Here is a 15295-nt window from a genome sequence, read left to right as displayed (position 1 = left end):
GAATAGTATCGGCGATTATTATGCTTGTTCTCTGTTAGCAATATAAGCCAATGCCTTGTCAATTCTTGCTAATGTACGTTTTTTACCAACAGCATAAACAGTTGCGTCAACAGAAGGCGATTGCCCAATTCCCGTCACTGCAACACGAAGTGGCATACCTACTTTACCCATCCCGACTTCAAGCTCGGTGGCTGTTGCCTCAATAGCATGATGAATTTTATCAATTTGCCAATCAAAATCTGAAATTGCTGCAATTTTAGCTTTGATTAGCTCTAAAGGTTCTTTTGCAACAGGTCGTAAATGTTTTTTAGCTGCATCAGCATCAAACTCATCAAAATCTTGATAGCAATAAGTACATGACTCAGCCATTTCTTTCAATGTTTTACAACGTTCACCAAATAGTTTCACTATAGTAATTAAATCAGGACCTTGTGTTAAATCATAACCTTGCTGATTCATATGCCAAACTAAATGCTGTGCAACATAATCAGCATCTAAATGGTTAATATAATGATGATTTAACCAAAGTAATTTTTCAGTATTAAATGCACTGGCAGATTTACTTACTGCATCTAATGAAAAGAAATCAATCATTTCTGGTACAGAAAATATCTCTTGATCGCCATGAGACCAGCCTAGACGAACTAAATAGTTAAGCAAGGCTTCTGGCAGATAACCATCATCACGGTATTGCATCACACTCACTGCACCATGACGTTTAGAGAGTTTTTGTCCATCGTCACCTAAAATCATTGATACATGACCATATTCAGGTAATGGTGCGCCTAGTGCTTTTAAAATATTAATTTGGCGAGGCGTATTATTAATATGATCTTCACCACGAATAACATGGGTAATTTCCATATCCCAATCATCAACAACGACGCAAAAGTTATAAGTTGGAGAACCATCAGTACGGCGTATGATTAAATCATCAAGCTCTTTATTGGCAATTTCAATTGGACCACGTATCAGATCATTGAAAACAACTACGCCATCTATCGGGTTAGCAAAGCGGACAACATGTGGCTCAGTGTGTGAATGCTGTTTTTGCACTTCATCACAACGACAATGGCCGTCATATCGGGCTTTTTCACCTTTCGCCATTTGCTCTTCGCGCAATTTTTCTAAGCGCTCTTTTGAGCAATAACAACGATAAGCCGTTTTATTGGCTAACATTTCGTCAATAACTTGATTATAACGATCAAAACGTTTAGTTTGGAAATATGGGCCTTCATCCCATGATAATTTTAACCAATTCATACCTTCCATAATCGCGTCAATCGCTTCTGGTGTTGAACGTTCAAGGTCGGTATCTTCAATACGCAATACAAAGGCGCCATGCGCATGGCGGGTATATAGCCAAGAATAAAGCGCAGTACGTGCACCACCAACATGTAAGTAACCAGTTGGGCTTGGTGCAAAACGGGTTTTAATTTTCATGAAATAATCCTATTAATAAAGAGCCCTAAAATGTCAATTTATCACTTATGCTCTTTTTATTTAACCGCTTTCCATAGATAGGAAAGGCAATTGCAATAAGTTCAATTTAGTTGCTTATTTTAACACGTCAAAAGGTTTCATCAAGCCGTCAGTAATAGACAAAATTAGCAACTAATTTAAGTAGTTACTCAATATAAAATCGAGTATAAAAATATAAATTATCAAAGCGATTAATGAGCTTCATCCCAATTATTACCAATACCGACATCCACTTTTAATGGTACTGAGAGTTGATAACAATTTTCCATGATAGATTTAATAGATTTACTATATTCACTAACAAGCTCTTCTTTAACCTCAAATACAAGTTCATCGTGTACTTGCATTAACATTCTGATATTACCGTTAGACTGGGTTTTAATCCATTCACTCATTTTGATCATTGCTATTTTGATAATATCAGCTGCTGTACCTTGCATTGGTCCGTTAATTGCCGCACGCTCAGCACCTCGTTTTTCATTAACTCTAGATGAGCTAATTTTTGGTAAATATAATCGTCTTCCTGATAAGGTTTCAACGTAGCCTTGCTCGGATGCTTGTTGACGAATTCTGTCCATATACACTTGTACACCAGGATAACGTTCAAAATAACGATCAATATAGAATTTTGCTTCTTTACGAGGAATATTAATTTGTTTAGATAACCCAAAAGCACTCATGCCATAAATTAATCCGAAATTTACAGCTTTAGCTCTTCTTCGCTCTTCTGCGGTAACTTCTGGCTCTGGTTTACTTAGAATTTCACTCGCTGTCACCCGATGAATGTCTTTATCATGAGCAAAAGCATTTAGCAAACTTTTATCCTGCGATAAATGCGCCATAATACGTAGCTCAATTTGTGAATAATCAGCTGAAATAATTTTATAACCTTTTGGGGCGATAAACGCTTGGCGAATACGGCGACCTTCCTCGGTTCGAACAGGAATATTTTGTAAATTAGGGTCGTTCGATGATAATCGTCCTGTTACAGTACCAATTTGGTTATAATTGGTGTGAATTCGGTGATCAATTGGGCTAATCATCAACGGTAGTTTATCGGTATAAGTATTTTTTAATTTGGCTAACCCTCGGTAATATAAAATTTTACGAGGTAATACATATGTATTTGCTAATTCATTTAATACTTCTTCACTGGTTGAAGGATCACCTTTAGGCGTTTTTTTGAGTACGGGTAATTGGTGTTTATCAAATAAAATTGCTTGAATTTGTTTTGGTGAACCCGGATTAAATTTTTCACCCGCAAGGAATTGTAACTCTTCTTCAGTATGCTTTAATATTTTGTTAAGTTCTTTTGAATACGCTTTTAATTGTTCAGCATCAACAAGAACCCCAGTTCTTTCCATGTTAGCTAAAATAATTGCTAGTGGCATTTCAATGTCTGAAAATAACTTAGTGAGTTTTTCATTTTTTTCTAGCTGTGGCCATAATTTTTGATGTAATTGAAAAGTAATATCAGCATCTTCTGCTGCATATTGAGTTGTTTTTTCAATATCAATAGTATCAATACTTGATTGCTTTCTACCAACTTTAGTTAATTCATCATAAGTAATTGTTTTATATTTCAAATAGCGTTTTGCCATACTATCCATGTCATGTCGTTGAGTGCTATTTAATACATAGGACTCTAGCATCGTGTCATAAGCAATACCCTGCACTTGGATGCCATAGTTCGCCAATACACTGTAGTCAAATTTGGCATTTTGGACGATTTTTTTGATTTGAGGATTCTCTAATATTGGTTTTAATTTTGCCAATACATCATTAAGCGGTAGCTGTTCTGGAACATCTAGGTATTGATGAGCTAGAGGAATATAAGCAGCTTGATTTGGAGTAACACTTAGCGATATCCCAACAAGCTTAGCATGGAAATGATCGACATTATCCGTTTCCGTATCAAATGCAAAGGCTTCGCAACTAGTTAATGTTGCAATCCATTCATCTAATTGTGTATTGGTTAAAATACATTGATAATCCTTTTCGTGTATTTCAGTCTCTAGCTCTTCTTGGTCAATTGAGGGCAATTCCCCTACAATTTCGACAGGAATTTGACTTTGCTGATTTAAAAAGTTACCAGCGATTAATTCTTTTTGCCAACGATGGAAATCATAATAAGCAAACAATTCAACTAATTTAGTTGCATCGATATCACCTATAAGTAATTGTTCCGTCGTAAAATCTAATGGAACATCCGTTTTAATTGTCGCCAATAAATAACAAAGGTCAGCTTCTTTTTTATGATCAGCCAATTTACTTTTCAATGATTTAGCACCACGAATAGGCAATTTTTCAATTTCATCCAAATGGCTATAAATATCATTTAAACTTTCAAAATGCGTTAATAAATTTAGTGCCGTTTTTTCACCAATTCCCGGAACACCAGGAATATTATCAGACGTATCACCTCTTAATGCTAAATAATCAATCATTTTTTCTGGCGGCACACCAAATTTTTTCATAACACCTTCTGGATCAAGAATTGTGTTATTCATGGTATTTATTAGTGTGATTTTATCACTGACTAATTGTGCCATATCTTTATCACCAGTACTGATTAGTACCTCTAGGTTTTCTTTTTCTGCTTGTCTAGCCAATGTGCCTATCACATCATCAGCCTCTACACCATCTACACAAAGCAGCGGTAATCCCATCGCTTTTAAAATAGTATGAATTGGTTCGATTTGGGGCCGTAAATTTTCAGGCATTTCTTCTCGAGTCGCTTTATACTCGCTATAAAGTTCATTACGGAAAGATCCGCCACTCGCATCAAAAACGACAGCAATATGAGTTGGATCATATTGATTCATTAGACTGCGTATCATATTGACCACACCAAAAATAGCCCCTGTTGGCTCACCTTTGGAATTAGTTAATGGAGGACATGCAAAAAAAGCACGATAAAGATAAGAAGAGCCATCAATTAAAATAATTGGCGTATTATTTGGCATTAATAGTTACCCAAATGTTATTTAATACAATTATTAGTAGTATAACCTAATTAGTAACAATATTCTTGTGAACACCGATAATATAGTGTAAAAATATTCGAGATCGCATCAATCTTTAAGTCAAATTGATTAATTAAAAATACTGTATATCGCTATATCACTATTATATAATACTGATATCTATTTTCGTCTGAGTATCAAATAAATGACAGAATTAAGTCCTGCAGCACTAGAGGTCAAAAAAGCACTAGCAGCTAAAAATCTTGAAACCCCATCATGTCGTTTACCTATGGACAATAGCGAACGGAAAGCAAAAATAGAAGCGCATTTCCGAGAAATCATGAAACTTATGGAACTTGATTTGAGTGATGATAGCCTTGCTGAAACTCCGCATCGCGTTGCAAAAATGTATGTTGATGAGATCTTTTCCGGACTTAACTATCATAACTTTCCCAAAATCACCCTGATTGAAAACAAAATGCAGGTTGATGAAATGATTACCGTTCGTGATATTACTTTAACCAGTGTTTGTGAGCACCATTTTGTGACCATTGACGGTAAAGCCACCGTTTCTTATATCCCAAAAGATAAAGTGATTGGTTTATCAAAAATCAATCGGATTGTTGAATTCTTTTCCCAGCGCCCGCAAGTGCAAGAAAGATTAACCCAACAAATTTTGGTGGCACTACAGACGCTATTAGGAACAGTTAATGTTGCTGTTTCAATTGACGCTACACACTATTGCGTTAAAGCTCGAGGTATTAAAGATTCCAATAGTTTAACGACCACGACTGCATTAGGTGGAGGATTTAAAACGAATCCAAGCACCCGACAAGAGTTTTTGCGCGCATTAAATCATTAATAATATAAGGATATTGAATGAAATATTTATCACTCATGTTTATGATACTGTTTATTACAGCATGTTCTGAACAGGAATCTAATCATAATGATAAATTTATTGGTTTTTGGGTTGAAGGTGGTCCGGATTATAAACATACGGCGTCGATCGCCAATCTTGTTGAAATAAGTAAACAAGGAGACAATTACTTTATCAATGAAAACTACGTTTATGGTAATGGTCAAACCATTGCGATGCGAAAACTCACAAAATCACAAGACTATTTCGACGGACTGGCTTATCCATCAGAAAGAAATTTTGGTTTAGAAAACAAAGTGACTATGGATGATGATACAAAAATCGGTATATTTAATACCCATTTCTTTCGAATTTCAAAAGAAGAAGCAGAGCACATTAAACGCGATGTAAAAGAGTGCGAAGAGATAGAAAAAAACCGATTTTTTATTCCTAATGAGCAACAAGCTGAATATAAAAAACGGGCAAAAGAACTGGCTTATTGTCGGATTTTTTGGTAACAATCCAAATTCAGTGGATTTTTGTGACAGTTGTATGGGAATTGATTATTCATCAAAATCCCAAAATCAAATACAAATCAACTTTATATTACGTGCATCTTTAAGAAAGATTGGTATAATTCACAGCTATTTTAGTTAAAACATCACAATTAATAGCACGCTTTCATGAAGATCATTCGCGGTATTGATAATTTAAACAATCAATTTACTCAATGTGTACTTACATTGGGCAACTTTGATGGCGTGCATTTAGGACATCAACAATTAATTAACCATTTAATAAAACAAAGTAAGAAATTAAACTTACCAACAGTGGTTATGTTATTTGAGCCTCAACCTTTAGAGTTTTTTTGCAAACAAAATGCTCCCGCTAGGTTAACGTCTTTTAAAGAAAAAGTGGAATTAATTAAAAAATTGGGTATCGACTATATTATTGCGGTGCCATTTACCCAAACCTTTGCCAATATGTTAGCCCCAGATTTTATTCAAGATTGGTTGATAAACAAATTACAAGCTAAATATATTGTTATTGGTGATGATTTCCGATTTGGTCGTGAGCGTAAAGGTGATATTAATCTTTTACAACAATATACTCATAACAATCAATTTGTAGTTGAGAGTATGCCTACGTTTGTTTGGAATGATTTAAGGATCAGCAGTACGGCTGTTCGTGAGGCATTATTTAATAGTGATTTTAAATTGGCTCATTGCCTTTTAGGCCGTAATTACGCCATTGAAGGGAAAGTGGTTCATGGCAATGCGTTAGCCAGACAATTAGGATTTCCGACAGCCAATATTCATTTAAATCGAAAAAAACCCGCTTTACAAGGCGTCTATTTTGTAAAAGTCAAAAACTGTTGTAGTAATCAGCATTATCATGGCATTGCCAATATCGGTATAAGACCAACCATTGAAGGCAAAAAGGCTATTTTAGAGGTTAATCTATTTGACTTTTCAGGTGATATTTATGGACAATATTTAGACGTTATATTCGTTCATAAGTTACGCGACGAGAAAAAATTTGATTCGCTAACCGATTTAAAACAACAAATTGCACAAGATGTTTGCACTGCGAAACAGATCAGTGCAAAATTAACCAATTAAAAAGTAGTTTCAACAAAAATTAACTGGAATAAATCAGCATGACAGACTATAAAAACACATTGAATTTACCGGAAACCGGATTCCCTATGCGAGGTGATCTTGCTAAACGTGAACCGGCGATGTTGCAAAATTGGTACGATAAAGAACTTTATCGCAAAATCCGTCAAGGCAAAAAAGGCAAAAAAGCTTTTATTCTGCATGATGGCCCTCCTTATGCAAACGGAAAACTTCATATTGGTCATGCCGTTAATAAAATTATTAAAGACATTATTATCAAATCAAAAGGCTTAAGTGGTTATGACTCCCCATATATTCCAGGATGGGATTGTCATGGTTTGCCGATTGAGCAAAAAGTCGAGGAGCAAGTCGGTAAACCAGGTGTAAAAGTAACACCAGCTGAGTTTCGCCAAATTTGTCGTGATTATGCTGCTTCACAAGTTGAATTACAAAAAGCTGATTTTATTCGCATGGGTGTGCTTGGGGATTGGCAAAATCCATACCGTACAATGGACTATGATACTGAAGCGAATATTATTCGTGCTTTAGGTAGAGTAATTCAAAATGGGCATTTAGTCAAAGGTGCTAAACCAGTTTATTGGTGTACAGATTGTATGTCAGCTTTAGCGGAAGCTGAAGTCGAATATTATGATAAATCATCGCCCGCAATAGATGTAAAATTCAAAGCCGTAGATAACCAAGCTGTTGCAAGTAAATTTGGTGTTAATACCGACCTAACTATTTATGCCGTGATTTGGACGACAACACCTTGGACATTACCTGCCAGCCGAGGTATTGCCTTAAATGCTGAATTTGAGTATCAACTAGTACAAATAAACGATAAAGAATGCTTAATTTTAGCCGCTGATCTGGTCGAATCAGTCATGAAACGTGCCGAAATTTCAGAATGGAAAGTACTTGGCAGCTGTAAAGGTGATGCGCTTGAGCTATTACGCTTTAAACATCCTTTCCTTGAGTTTGATGAACCAATTGTACTTGGTGAACATGTGACAGTTGACGCAGGTACAGGTGCAGTGCACACGGCGCCTGGTCACGGTGTTGAAGACTTTTTAGTTGGTCAAAAATATGGGCTTGAAGTTGCTAACCCTGTTGGTGGCAATGGCTGTTATTTACCTGGAACAGGTGTTGGTTTAGATGGTTTATTTGTTTTCAAAGCCAATAAAGTGGTAGTTGAACTATTAAAAGAACGCAATGCTTTACTACACTTTGAAAATATTGAACATAGCTATCCTTGTTGCTGGCGACATAAAACGCCTGTTATCTACCGTGCAACACCACAATGGTTTATCAGTATGGATAAACAAGGTTTACGTGCTCAATCACTAAAAGAGATCAAACAAGTTCGTTGGATTCCAGATTGGGGACAAGCTCGAATTGAAACTATGGTAGCGAACCGTCCTGATTGGTGTATTTCACGTCAACGCACATGGGGCGTGCCTATGACGCTATTTGTGCATAAAGAAACTGAAGAGTTACATCCAGACACATTACAACTAGTTGAGAAAGTGGCTAAATTGGTTGAACAAAACGGTATTCAAGCATGGTGGGATGCCGATATTAAAGATTTATTAGGTCCTGATGCTGATGATTATCGTAAAGTGCCCGATACACTAGATGTATGGTTTGATTCAGGCTCAACATTCTACTCAGTGGTTGGCGTGCGTCCTGAATTTGCAGGGCACGAAGCCGATATGTACTTAGAAGGTTCAGATCAGCATCGTGGTTGGTTTATGTCTTCATTAATGCTATCAACGGCAATTGATAACAAAGCACCGTATAAACAAGTATTAACTCACGGTTTTGTTGTCGATGGACAAGGACGTAAGATGTCTAAATCACTTGGTAACATTGTGACCCCACAAGAAGTGATGAATAAACTTGGGGCAGATATTTTACGTTTGTGGATTGCATCGACTGATTATTCAGGCGAAATGAGTTATTCAGATGAAATCATTAAACGTGCAGCCGATAGCTACCGTCGTATTCGTAATACCGCACGCTTCTTACTGGCTAACTTAAATGGTTTCGATCCAGCTAAAGATATGGTTAAACCAGAAGATATGGTAGTACTTGATCGTTGGGCTGTCAGTATAGCTAAAGAAGCTCAAGAGCAAATCATTCAAGCTTATGAAAACTACGATTTCCATAGAGTCGTACAACGTATTATGCAATTTTGCTCAATCGAAATGGGCTCATTCTATTTAGATATTATCAAAGATCGTCAATATACAGCAAAAAGCGATAGTGTTGCGCGCCATAGTTGTCAAACTGCGTTATATCATATCGCTCAAGCAATGGTTCGTTGGATTGCACCAGTTTTATCATTCACTGCTGATGAAATTTGGCAATATCTACCTGCTTCTGAAAAATCTGAATTTGTATTTGAAGATGAATGGTATACCTTGCTATTTACCTTATCAGATAGTGAAACATTAAACAGTGCTTATTGGGCTCAAATCTTAGCTATTCGAAGTGAAGTCAATAAAGTTTTAGAACAAGGCCGTAATGATAAAGTTATCGGGGGATCACTTGAAGCAGCGGTAACCCTTTATGCTAATAGCGAAATAGCAACGGCTCTCGCTAAATTAGAAAACGAATTACGCTTTGTATTACTGACTTCACAAGCGACGGTGAAACCTTTAGAAAATGCACCACAACATGCGGTACAAAGTGATATTCAAGGTCTTAAAATTGAGCTTGCTAAAGCACAAGGCGATAAATGTCCTCGTTGCTGGCATTTTACAGTTGATAACAACCCAACCACTCACTTATGTAAACGTTGTGAACAAAACATTCATGGTAATGGTGAAGTTAGACATTTTGCCTAAGTGATATAAAAATAAATAGGGCTATAAAAATAATTTTATAGCAATTAAGAACACTTACCGCCGACGATTGTCGGCGGTATTATAATAATGAGCATAAATTATATGAAAAAAGATAACGGACTTCACTGGTTATTATTTGCGGTTGTAGTTTTTATTATCGATATCGCAAGTAAATTCTGGATTATAAATAATTTTTACTTATTTGAATCTGTAAATCTTTTACCCTTCTTCTCTATCACCTATGTACATAATATTGGCGCAGCTTTCAGTATTTTTGAAGGTCAACGATGGATACTTGCTGCCGTAGCTTTTGCTGTTAGTGTCGTAATTGTTTATATGTTATATCGCAGTAACCATAAGCAAAAATTAGAAAATTTTTCATTAGCATTAATTTTAGGTGGTGCATTAGGAAACCTATTTGACCGTCTTTACCATGGATTTGTTGTCGACTTTCTAGATGTCAATTTTGGTGATTGGCACTACCCAACTTTTAATATTGCTGATTGTGCGATTTGTTTAGGTATTGGATTTTACATCCTAAGCAATTATGCTAAAAAGACTGACTAATATGCAGATTATACTCGCTAATCCTCGTGGCTTTTGTGCTGGAGTAGATCGAGCTATTACTATCGTTGAACGCGCGCTTGAGCTATTTGGTGCTCCTGTTTATGTTCGCCATGAAGTTGTACATAATCGCTACGTAGTTAACCGTCTTAAAGAACTTGGCGCAATATTTATCGAAGATCTCAATGATGTCCCAGACGACAGTATCCTTATTTTTTCTGCCCATGGGGTATCTAAAACAGTTCGTGATGAAGCCAAACGTCGCCAGCTACGAATATTCGATGCAACATGCCCTTTAGTAACTAAAGTTCATATGGAAGTCGCCAGAGCAAGCTATCGAGGTGAAGAGGTTATTCTTATTGGTCATGCTGGCCATATTGAAGTAGATGGCACGATGGGACAATATAGTAATCCAGCAGGTGGAATCTATTTAGTCGAATCAATTAAAGATGTACAAAACTTGCAAGTAAAAAATGACAATCATCTCTGTTTTACAACACAAACAACCTTATCGGTTGATGATACCGCAGAAATCATTGAAGCGTTAAAAAATCGATTTCCCAATATTCGTAGCCCTCGTAAAAACGATATTTGTTATGCCACCACTAACCGCCAACAAGCAGTTAAGCAGTTATCATCTCAAGCCGATATTGTCTTAGTGGTTGGATCTAAAAATTCATCAAACTCCAGTCGATTAGCAGAGCTTGCAAGACGAAACAGCAAAAATGCCTACTTAATCGACTACGCCTCAGACATCAATCTTAAATGGCTAGAAAATGCTCAAACTATTGGTGTCACCGCTGGCGCTTCTGCCCCAGAAATTTTAGTTAAACAAGTTATTGAGCATCTAAAAAGTTTAGGTTGTACATCAATGATTGAAACCGAAGGTATTTCAGAAAATATTACTTTTGAAATTCCCAAAGAGTTACGTATAGAAGTTAAAACAACTGATTAAGAAGAGTGTGTTAGTTGCTTAAATTTTTGCAATAATTCGTCTTGAGTTTCAACATGCTCTGGATCAGCAATAATCGCATTTTGAATTGGACAGACGCGTTGACAGGTAGAATGATCATAATAACCGACACACTCAGTGCATTTATTTGGATCAATTTCATAAGTATCGAACCCCATTGAAATGGCCTCATTTGGACATTCAGGTTCACACATATCACAATTAATACACTTATCAGTTATTTTTAACGCCATTGCTACAATATCTTTAACGAATAAAAAATTTGCGCCATTATAACGCAATCCTAAATAAATCCTAATACGGATCTACATTTACATTGAGTATTGACAAAACTTTTGCAAAAAATTTTGAGGAACGGGGTTTTTGAAGGTCTAAAATTGCATAAATTTGAAAATTAAAGCCTAATGCATATCAAAATAAGTGTTCCTAATCATATCATCCACCTAAATAGTTATTGGAATTTTAGAATTATTTTAGAAACTTATCAGCTTGACGCGAAAATAGTTTTATTAGTAAATTGAACAAAGGAACGGCTCAAAGCTTCACTAATTTCCATTAGTAAGTTAATTAGGAATTGCCTACTTTTTTGTGCAATAAACAAGTATTCCTATGTATGATTATCTAATGATATTTATAATCAAATTTTTAAGTACATATTAAAAGAAAGGTGATTTTTTCTATCAATTCAGAAATATCTTTAATACAGTTAAAAATTTTCATAAAAATTACAATTTATTATCTTTAGTTATCATTGCAAATGAAATTAATACGATACAATGCTCAAAAAATAACAAAAACGAAAGGATGAAAAATTGGCAAAATTCTTTAGATTCAAATATATCGTTATCTTTATTGCCACTTTAGTTGTGCTTTATTTAGGAAAATTAATTTTTTTTCCTTCAGAGCAGGCCGTTAATTATATTACGTCGCCAGTAACGAAAGGAAATGTTGAGAAAACGGTTCTTGCTGATGGCACTATAAGCGCTTTTAAACAAGTTAGTGTTGGTGCACAAGTTTCTGGACAAATCAAAAAATTGTATGTTGAACTTGGCGATGAAGTTAAGCAGGGAGATATGATTGCTGAGATTGATGATCTTAAACAAAGTAACGATCTCAAACAATCTGAAGCAAAATTAAACAGCTTGGAAGCTCAGCGTACATCTAAGCAAGCAAAATTAGTTAACTATCAACTAACTTATGAACGCCAATTAAAACTGGTTAAAAAAGGGGTTGGTGTCCAATCAGATTTAGATTCAGCAAAAGCCGATCTTGATGCAATCAAAGCTGATATTGCAGCGCTTGATGCAGATATTGTTAGCGCTCAAGTGGCAGTTGATACTGCAAAAGTTAATTTAGGTTATACCAAAATACGCTCACCAATTGATGGTGTTATTGTTGCCATTCCTGTCGACCAAGGGCAAACGGTAAACTCGGTACAAAGTGCTCCGACTATCGTTAAAGTCGCTCAATTGGATAAAATGACCATTGAAGCACAAATTTCGGAAGCCGATGTTATTGGTGTTAAAAAAGGTATGCCCGTTTATTTCACAATATTAGGACAACCAAACAAGCGGTTTGAGGGATTAACATTAAGATCGATTGAGCCTGCACCTGACTCAATTAATACTGAAAACTCTACGTTAAGCGCATCATCTACCACCAAAAGTGCAATTTACTACAATGGTTTATTTGATGTTGATAATCCTGATCATCTTTTACGTATTTCAATGACAGCTCAAGTATATATTGTGTTAGCTGAAGCGAAAAATGTACTGACTATTCCATCCCAAGCTGTTCAAAAAAATTTAGCAGATAATAAAGCGATTATTTATCTACTTGATCAACATAATAATGTTGAAGAACGAGAAGTCAGTCTAGGTATCAATAATAATGTCAATGTGGAAATCAAATCGGGACTTAAAGAAGGTGAAGTCGTCATTATTGGTAGTAACAATGGCGCATTATTTAATCCTAATGGACGCACGCCGAGGATAAGATTTTGATATGACAAATAATCCACTTATCAAACTTGAAAATATTGTTCGTGAATTTCCAGCCGGTGATTCAACCATACAAGTACTTAAAAATATCAATTTAACGATTAATGCCGGTGAAATGGTTGCCATTATTGGTGCATCTGGCTCTGGCAAATCGACGTTAATGAATATTTTAGGTTGTTTAGATAAACCAAGCTCGGGAGTCTATACAATTGGAGGTCGAACCACCAATAAATTATCACCCGATGAATTAGCTGAATTACGTCGAGAACATTTTGGATTTATCTTTCAACGCTATCATTTATTAAGCGCCTTAACTGCACAAGGTAACGTTGAAATTCCCGCCATTTATGCAGGAATCACTAATGAACAACGAAAAAAACGAGCTATTGAAATATTAACGCGTTTAGGGCTTGAAGATAAAATTAATAATAAACCCAGTCAATTATCGGGAGGTCAACAACAGCGTGTCAGTATTGCTCGAGCCTTAATAAATGGCGGACAAGTTATTTTAGCAGATGAACCAACAGGCGCACTTGACCGTAAAAGCGGATTAGAAGTTATGGCTATCTTGCGAGAACTTCATAAACAAGGGCATACTGTGATTATTGTAACGCATGATAGCAATATTGCCCAAAGTGCAGAGCGAATTATTGAAATCAGTGACGGAAATATTATCTCAGATTCAATCAATCCTAACTATCAGGTAGAAGAAAAAAAAGATAATCGCCAAGTTAAACAGATCGAAACCACTAAAACCCAAGACAACTTTCAAGCTAAATACAATCGTTTTCGAGACGCCTTTAATATGGCGATATTGTCGATGCGTTCTCAACGATTACGCACTTTTCTAACCATGCTTGGTATCATCATTGGCATAGCCTCTGTCGTTTCCATGGTTGCATTAGGAGAAGGCACAAAACAAAAAATACTCTCGAATATAAACTCATTAGGAACAAGCACGCTAGAGATTTATCCCGGTAGCGGATTTGGGGATCGTAATGCAGATAAAATTACCACCCTACGCTCATCCGATGCTGACTTTTTAGCGAAACAGAATTTTGTTCATAGCACAACCCCAAACCTGGCAACATCAGTCTATTTTCGAGTCAAAAATTTGGCGATGACTGGTACAGTAAATGGTGTGGGAGAGCAATTTTTTGCCGTTCGTGGTTATAACATCACCCAAGGCATTGCTTTTGACCAAGCTAGCGTTGCATCATCAGCACAAGATGCCGTTATCGATGAAAATACCGTTAAACAGTTATTTAAGAATGAAAATCCAATTGGAAAAATTCTTATGGTGGGTCAATTGCCGGTAAGAGTAATTGGTGTTGCCACCAAACAACAACAGGGATTTGGTAATAATGAGAGTCTTAATATCTGGTTACCTTATACCACTGTCATTAATCGCATGGTTGGACAAACATCGTTAAGAAGTATTACGGTTCGGATTAATGATAATGTTGATTTATCAGTTGCTGAACAAGCGATTAATAAAATCATGATACAACGGCATGGTGTTAAAGACTTTTTTATCTTTAATTCAGATAGTATCCGTGAAACGGTTAATTCCTCGGCTTGGGTGTTAACATTATTAATCTCAACCATTGCATTTATATCACTGTTAGTCGGTGGTATTGGGGTAATGAATATCATGCTAGTATCGGTTACCGAAAGAACTCGAGAAATTGGTGTGCGCATGGCTGTTGGAGCACGCTCAAGTGATATATTGCAACAGTTTTTAATCGAAGCGGTATTAGTGTGTTTGATCGGCGGAACATTAGGTATTTTATTATCATTTGTGGTCGGTGGGATTTTTAATTATTTTGTCACATCATTTGCAATGCGTTTTTCAATCATTTCAATTATCGCTGCCTTTAGCTGTTCAAGTATAATTGGCATAATTTTTGGGTATTTTCCAGCAAAACGAGCCGCAAAACTTGATCCAATTTATGCATTAGAAAGAGAATAAAAAGCGCTATT

At 36.0% G+C, this 15295-nt stretch carries 11 protein-coding genes; 8 read left to right on the top strand and 3 right to left on the bottom strand.

What is annotated here, in order from left to right; all coding sequences use genetic code 11:
* Nucleotides 1-18 precede the first annotated feature (18 nt).
* Complete coding sequence (gltX, locus tag J3U24_RS11070) at nucleotides 19-1443, bottom strand: glutamate--tRNA ligase (RefSeq protein WP_267337756.1); 1425 nt, start codon at nucleotides 1441-1443, stop codon at nucleotides 19-21.
* Between the two features lie 230 nt (nucleotides 1444-1673).
* Nucleotides 1674-4448 (bottom strand): DNA polymerase I, encoded by a 2775-nt coding sequence (gene polA / locus J3U24_RS11065; RefSeq protein ID WP_267337755.1) that lies wholly within the window; start codon nucleotides 4446-4448, stop codon nucleotides 1674-1676.
* A 205-nt stretch (nucleotides 4449-4653) separates the two neighbouring features.
* Here polA and folE point away from each other — a divergent pair, with 205 nt between their 5' ends.
* The 6 genes from folE to ispH all read left to right on the top strand — a co-directional run bounded on the left by folE (nucleotide 4654) and on the right by ispH (nucleotide 11294).
* Nucleotides 4654-5310 carry a GTP cyclohydrolase I FolE gene (gene folE, locus J3U24_RS11060; RefSeq protein WP_267331093.1) on the top strand — a complete coding sequence of 219 codons (657 nt, stop codon included), beginning with the start codon at nucleotides 4654-4656 and terminating at the stop codon, nucleotides 5308-5310.
* 17 nt (nucleotides 5311-5327) lie between these two features.
* Nucleotides 5328-5825, top strand: a complete 498-nt coding sequence (locus J3U24_RS11055; RefSeq protein WP_065563825.1) for a hypothetical protein — start codon at nucleotides 5328-5330, stop codon at nucleotides 5823-5825.
* Between the two features lie 165 nt (nucleotides 5826-5990).
* A complete protein-coding gene (gene ribF / locus J3U24_RS11050) occupies nucleotides 5991-6929 on the top strand; it encodes a bifunctional riboflavin kinase/FAD synthetase (protein WP_220225364.1) in 939 nt (312 codons plus the stop codon).
* 38 nt (nucleotides 6930-6967) lie between these two features.
* The gene (gene ileS / locus J3U24_RS11045) at nucleotides 6968-9775 is read left to right on the top strand and encodes an isoleucine--tRNA ligase (protein ID WP_220225365.1); all 2808 of its coding nucleotides are present in this window, start codon (nucleotides 6968-6970) and stop codon (nucleotides 9773-9775) included.
* Between the two features lie 102 nt (nucleotides 9776-9877).
* Nucleotides 9878-10342, top strand: coding sequence for a signal peptidase II (gene lspA, locus J3U24_RS11040; protein ID WP_065733549.1), 465 nt, complete (start codon nucleotides 9878-9880; stop codon nucleotides 10340-10342).
* Nucleotide 10343: 1 nt separating this feature from the next.
* A complete protein-coding gene (gene ispH / locus J3U24_RS11035) occupies nucleotides 10344-11294 on the top strand; it encodes a 4-hydroxy-3-methylbut-2-enyl diphosphate reductase (protein ID WP_065563829.1) in 951 nt (316 codons plus the stop codon).
* On the opposite strand, the gene J3U24_RS11030 is transcribed toward ispH, so the two are convergent.
* Complete coding sequence (locus J3U24_RS11030; protein WP_065563848.1) at nucleotides 11291-11545, bottom strand: YfhL family 4Fe-4S dicluster ferredoxin; 255 nt, start codon at nucleotides 11543-11545, stop codon at nucleotides 11291-11293. The two genes, ispH and J3U24_RS11030, sit on opposite strands and share 4 nt — an antisense overlap.
* 579 nt (nucleotides 11546-12124) lie before the next feature.
* Between J3U24_RS11030 and J3U24_RS11025 the strand changes: the two genes are divergently transcribed.
* Nucleotides 12125-13315, top strand: a complete 1191-nt coding sequence (locus tag J3U24_RS11025) for an efflux RND transporter periplasmic adaptor subunit (RefSeq protein ID WP_267337754.1) — start codon at nucleotides 12125-12127, stop codon at nucleotides 13313-13315.
* A gap of 1 nt (nucleotide 13316) precedes the next feature.
* Entirely contained in the window at nucleotides 13317-15284 is a 1968-nt protein-coding gene (locus tag J3U24_RS11020; RefSeq protein WP_065563830.1) for a MacB family efflux pump subunit, read from the top strand.
* Nucleotides 15285-15295 lie beyond the last annotated feature (11 nt).

The sequence above is a fragment of the Gilliamella sp. B2785 genome (assembly GCF_026537005.1).
In the GTDB taxonomy this organism is placed as follows: domain Bacteria; phylum Pseudomonadota; class Gammaproteobacteria; order Enterobacterales; family Orbaceae; genus Gilliamella; species Gilliamella apicola_E.
The sequence above is the reverse complement of the archived record's forward strand: the minus strand, read 5'-3'. Positions and strand labels throughout refer to the sequence as shown.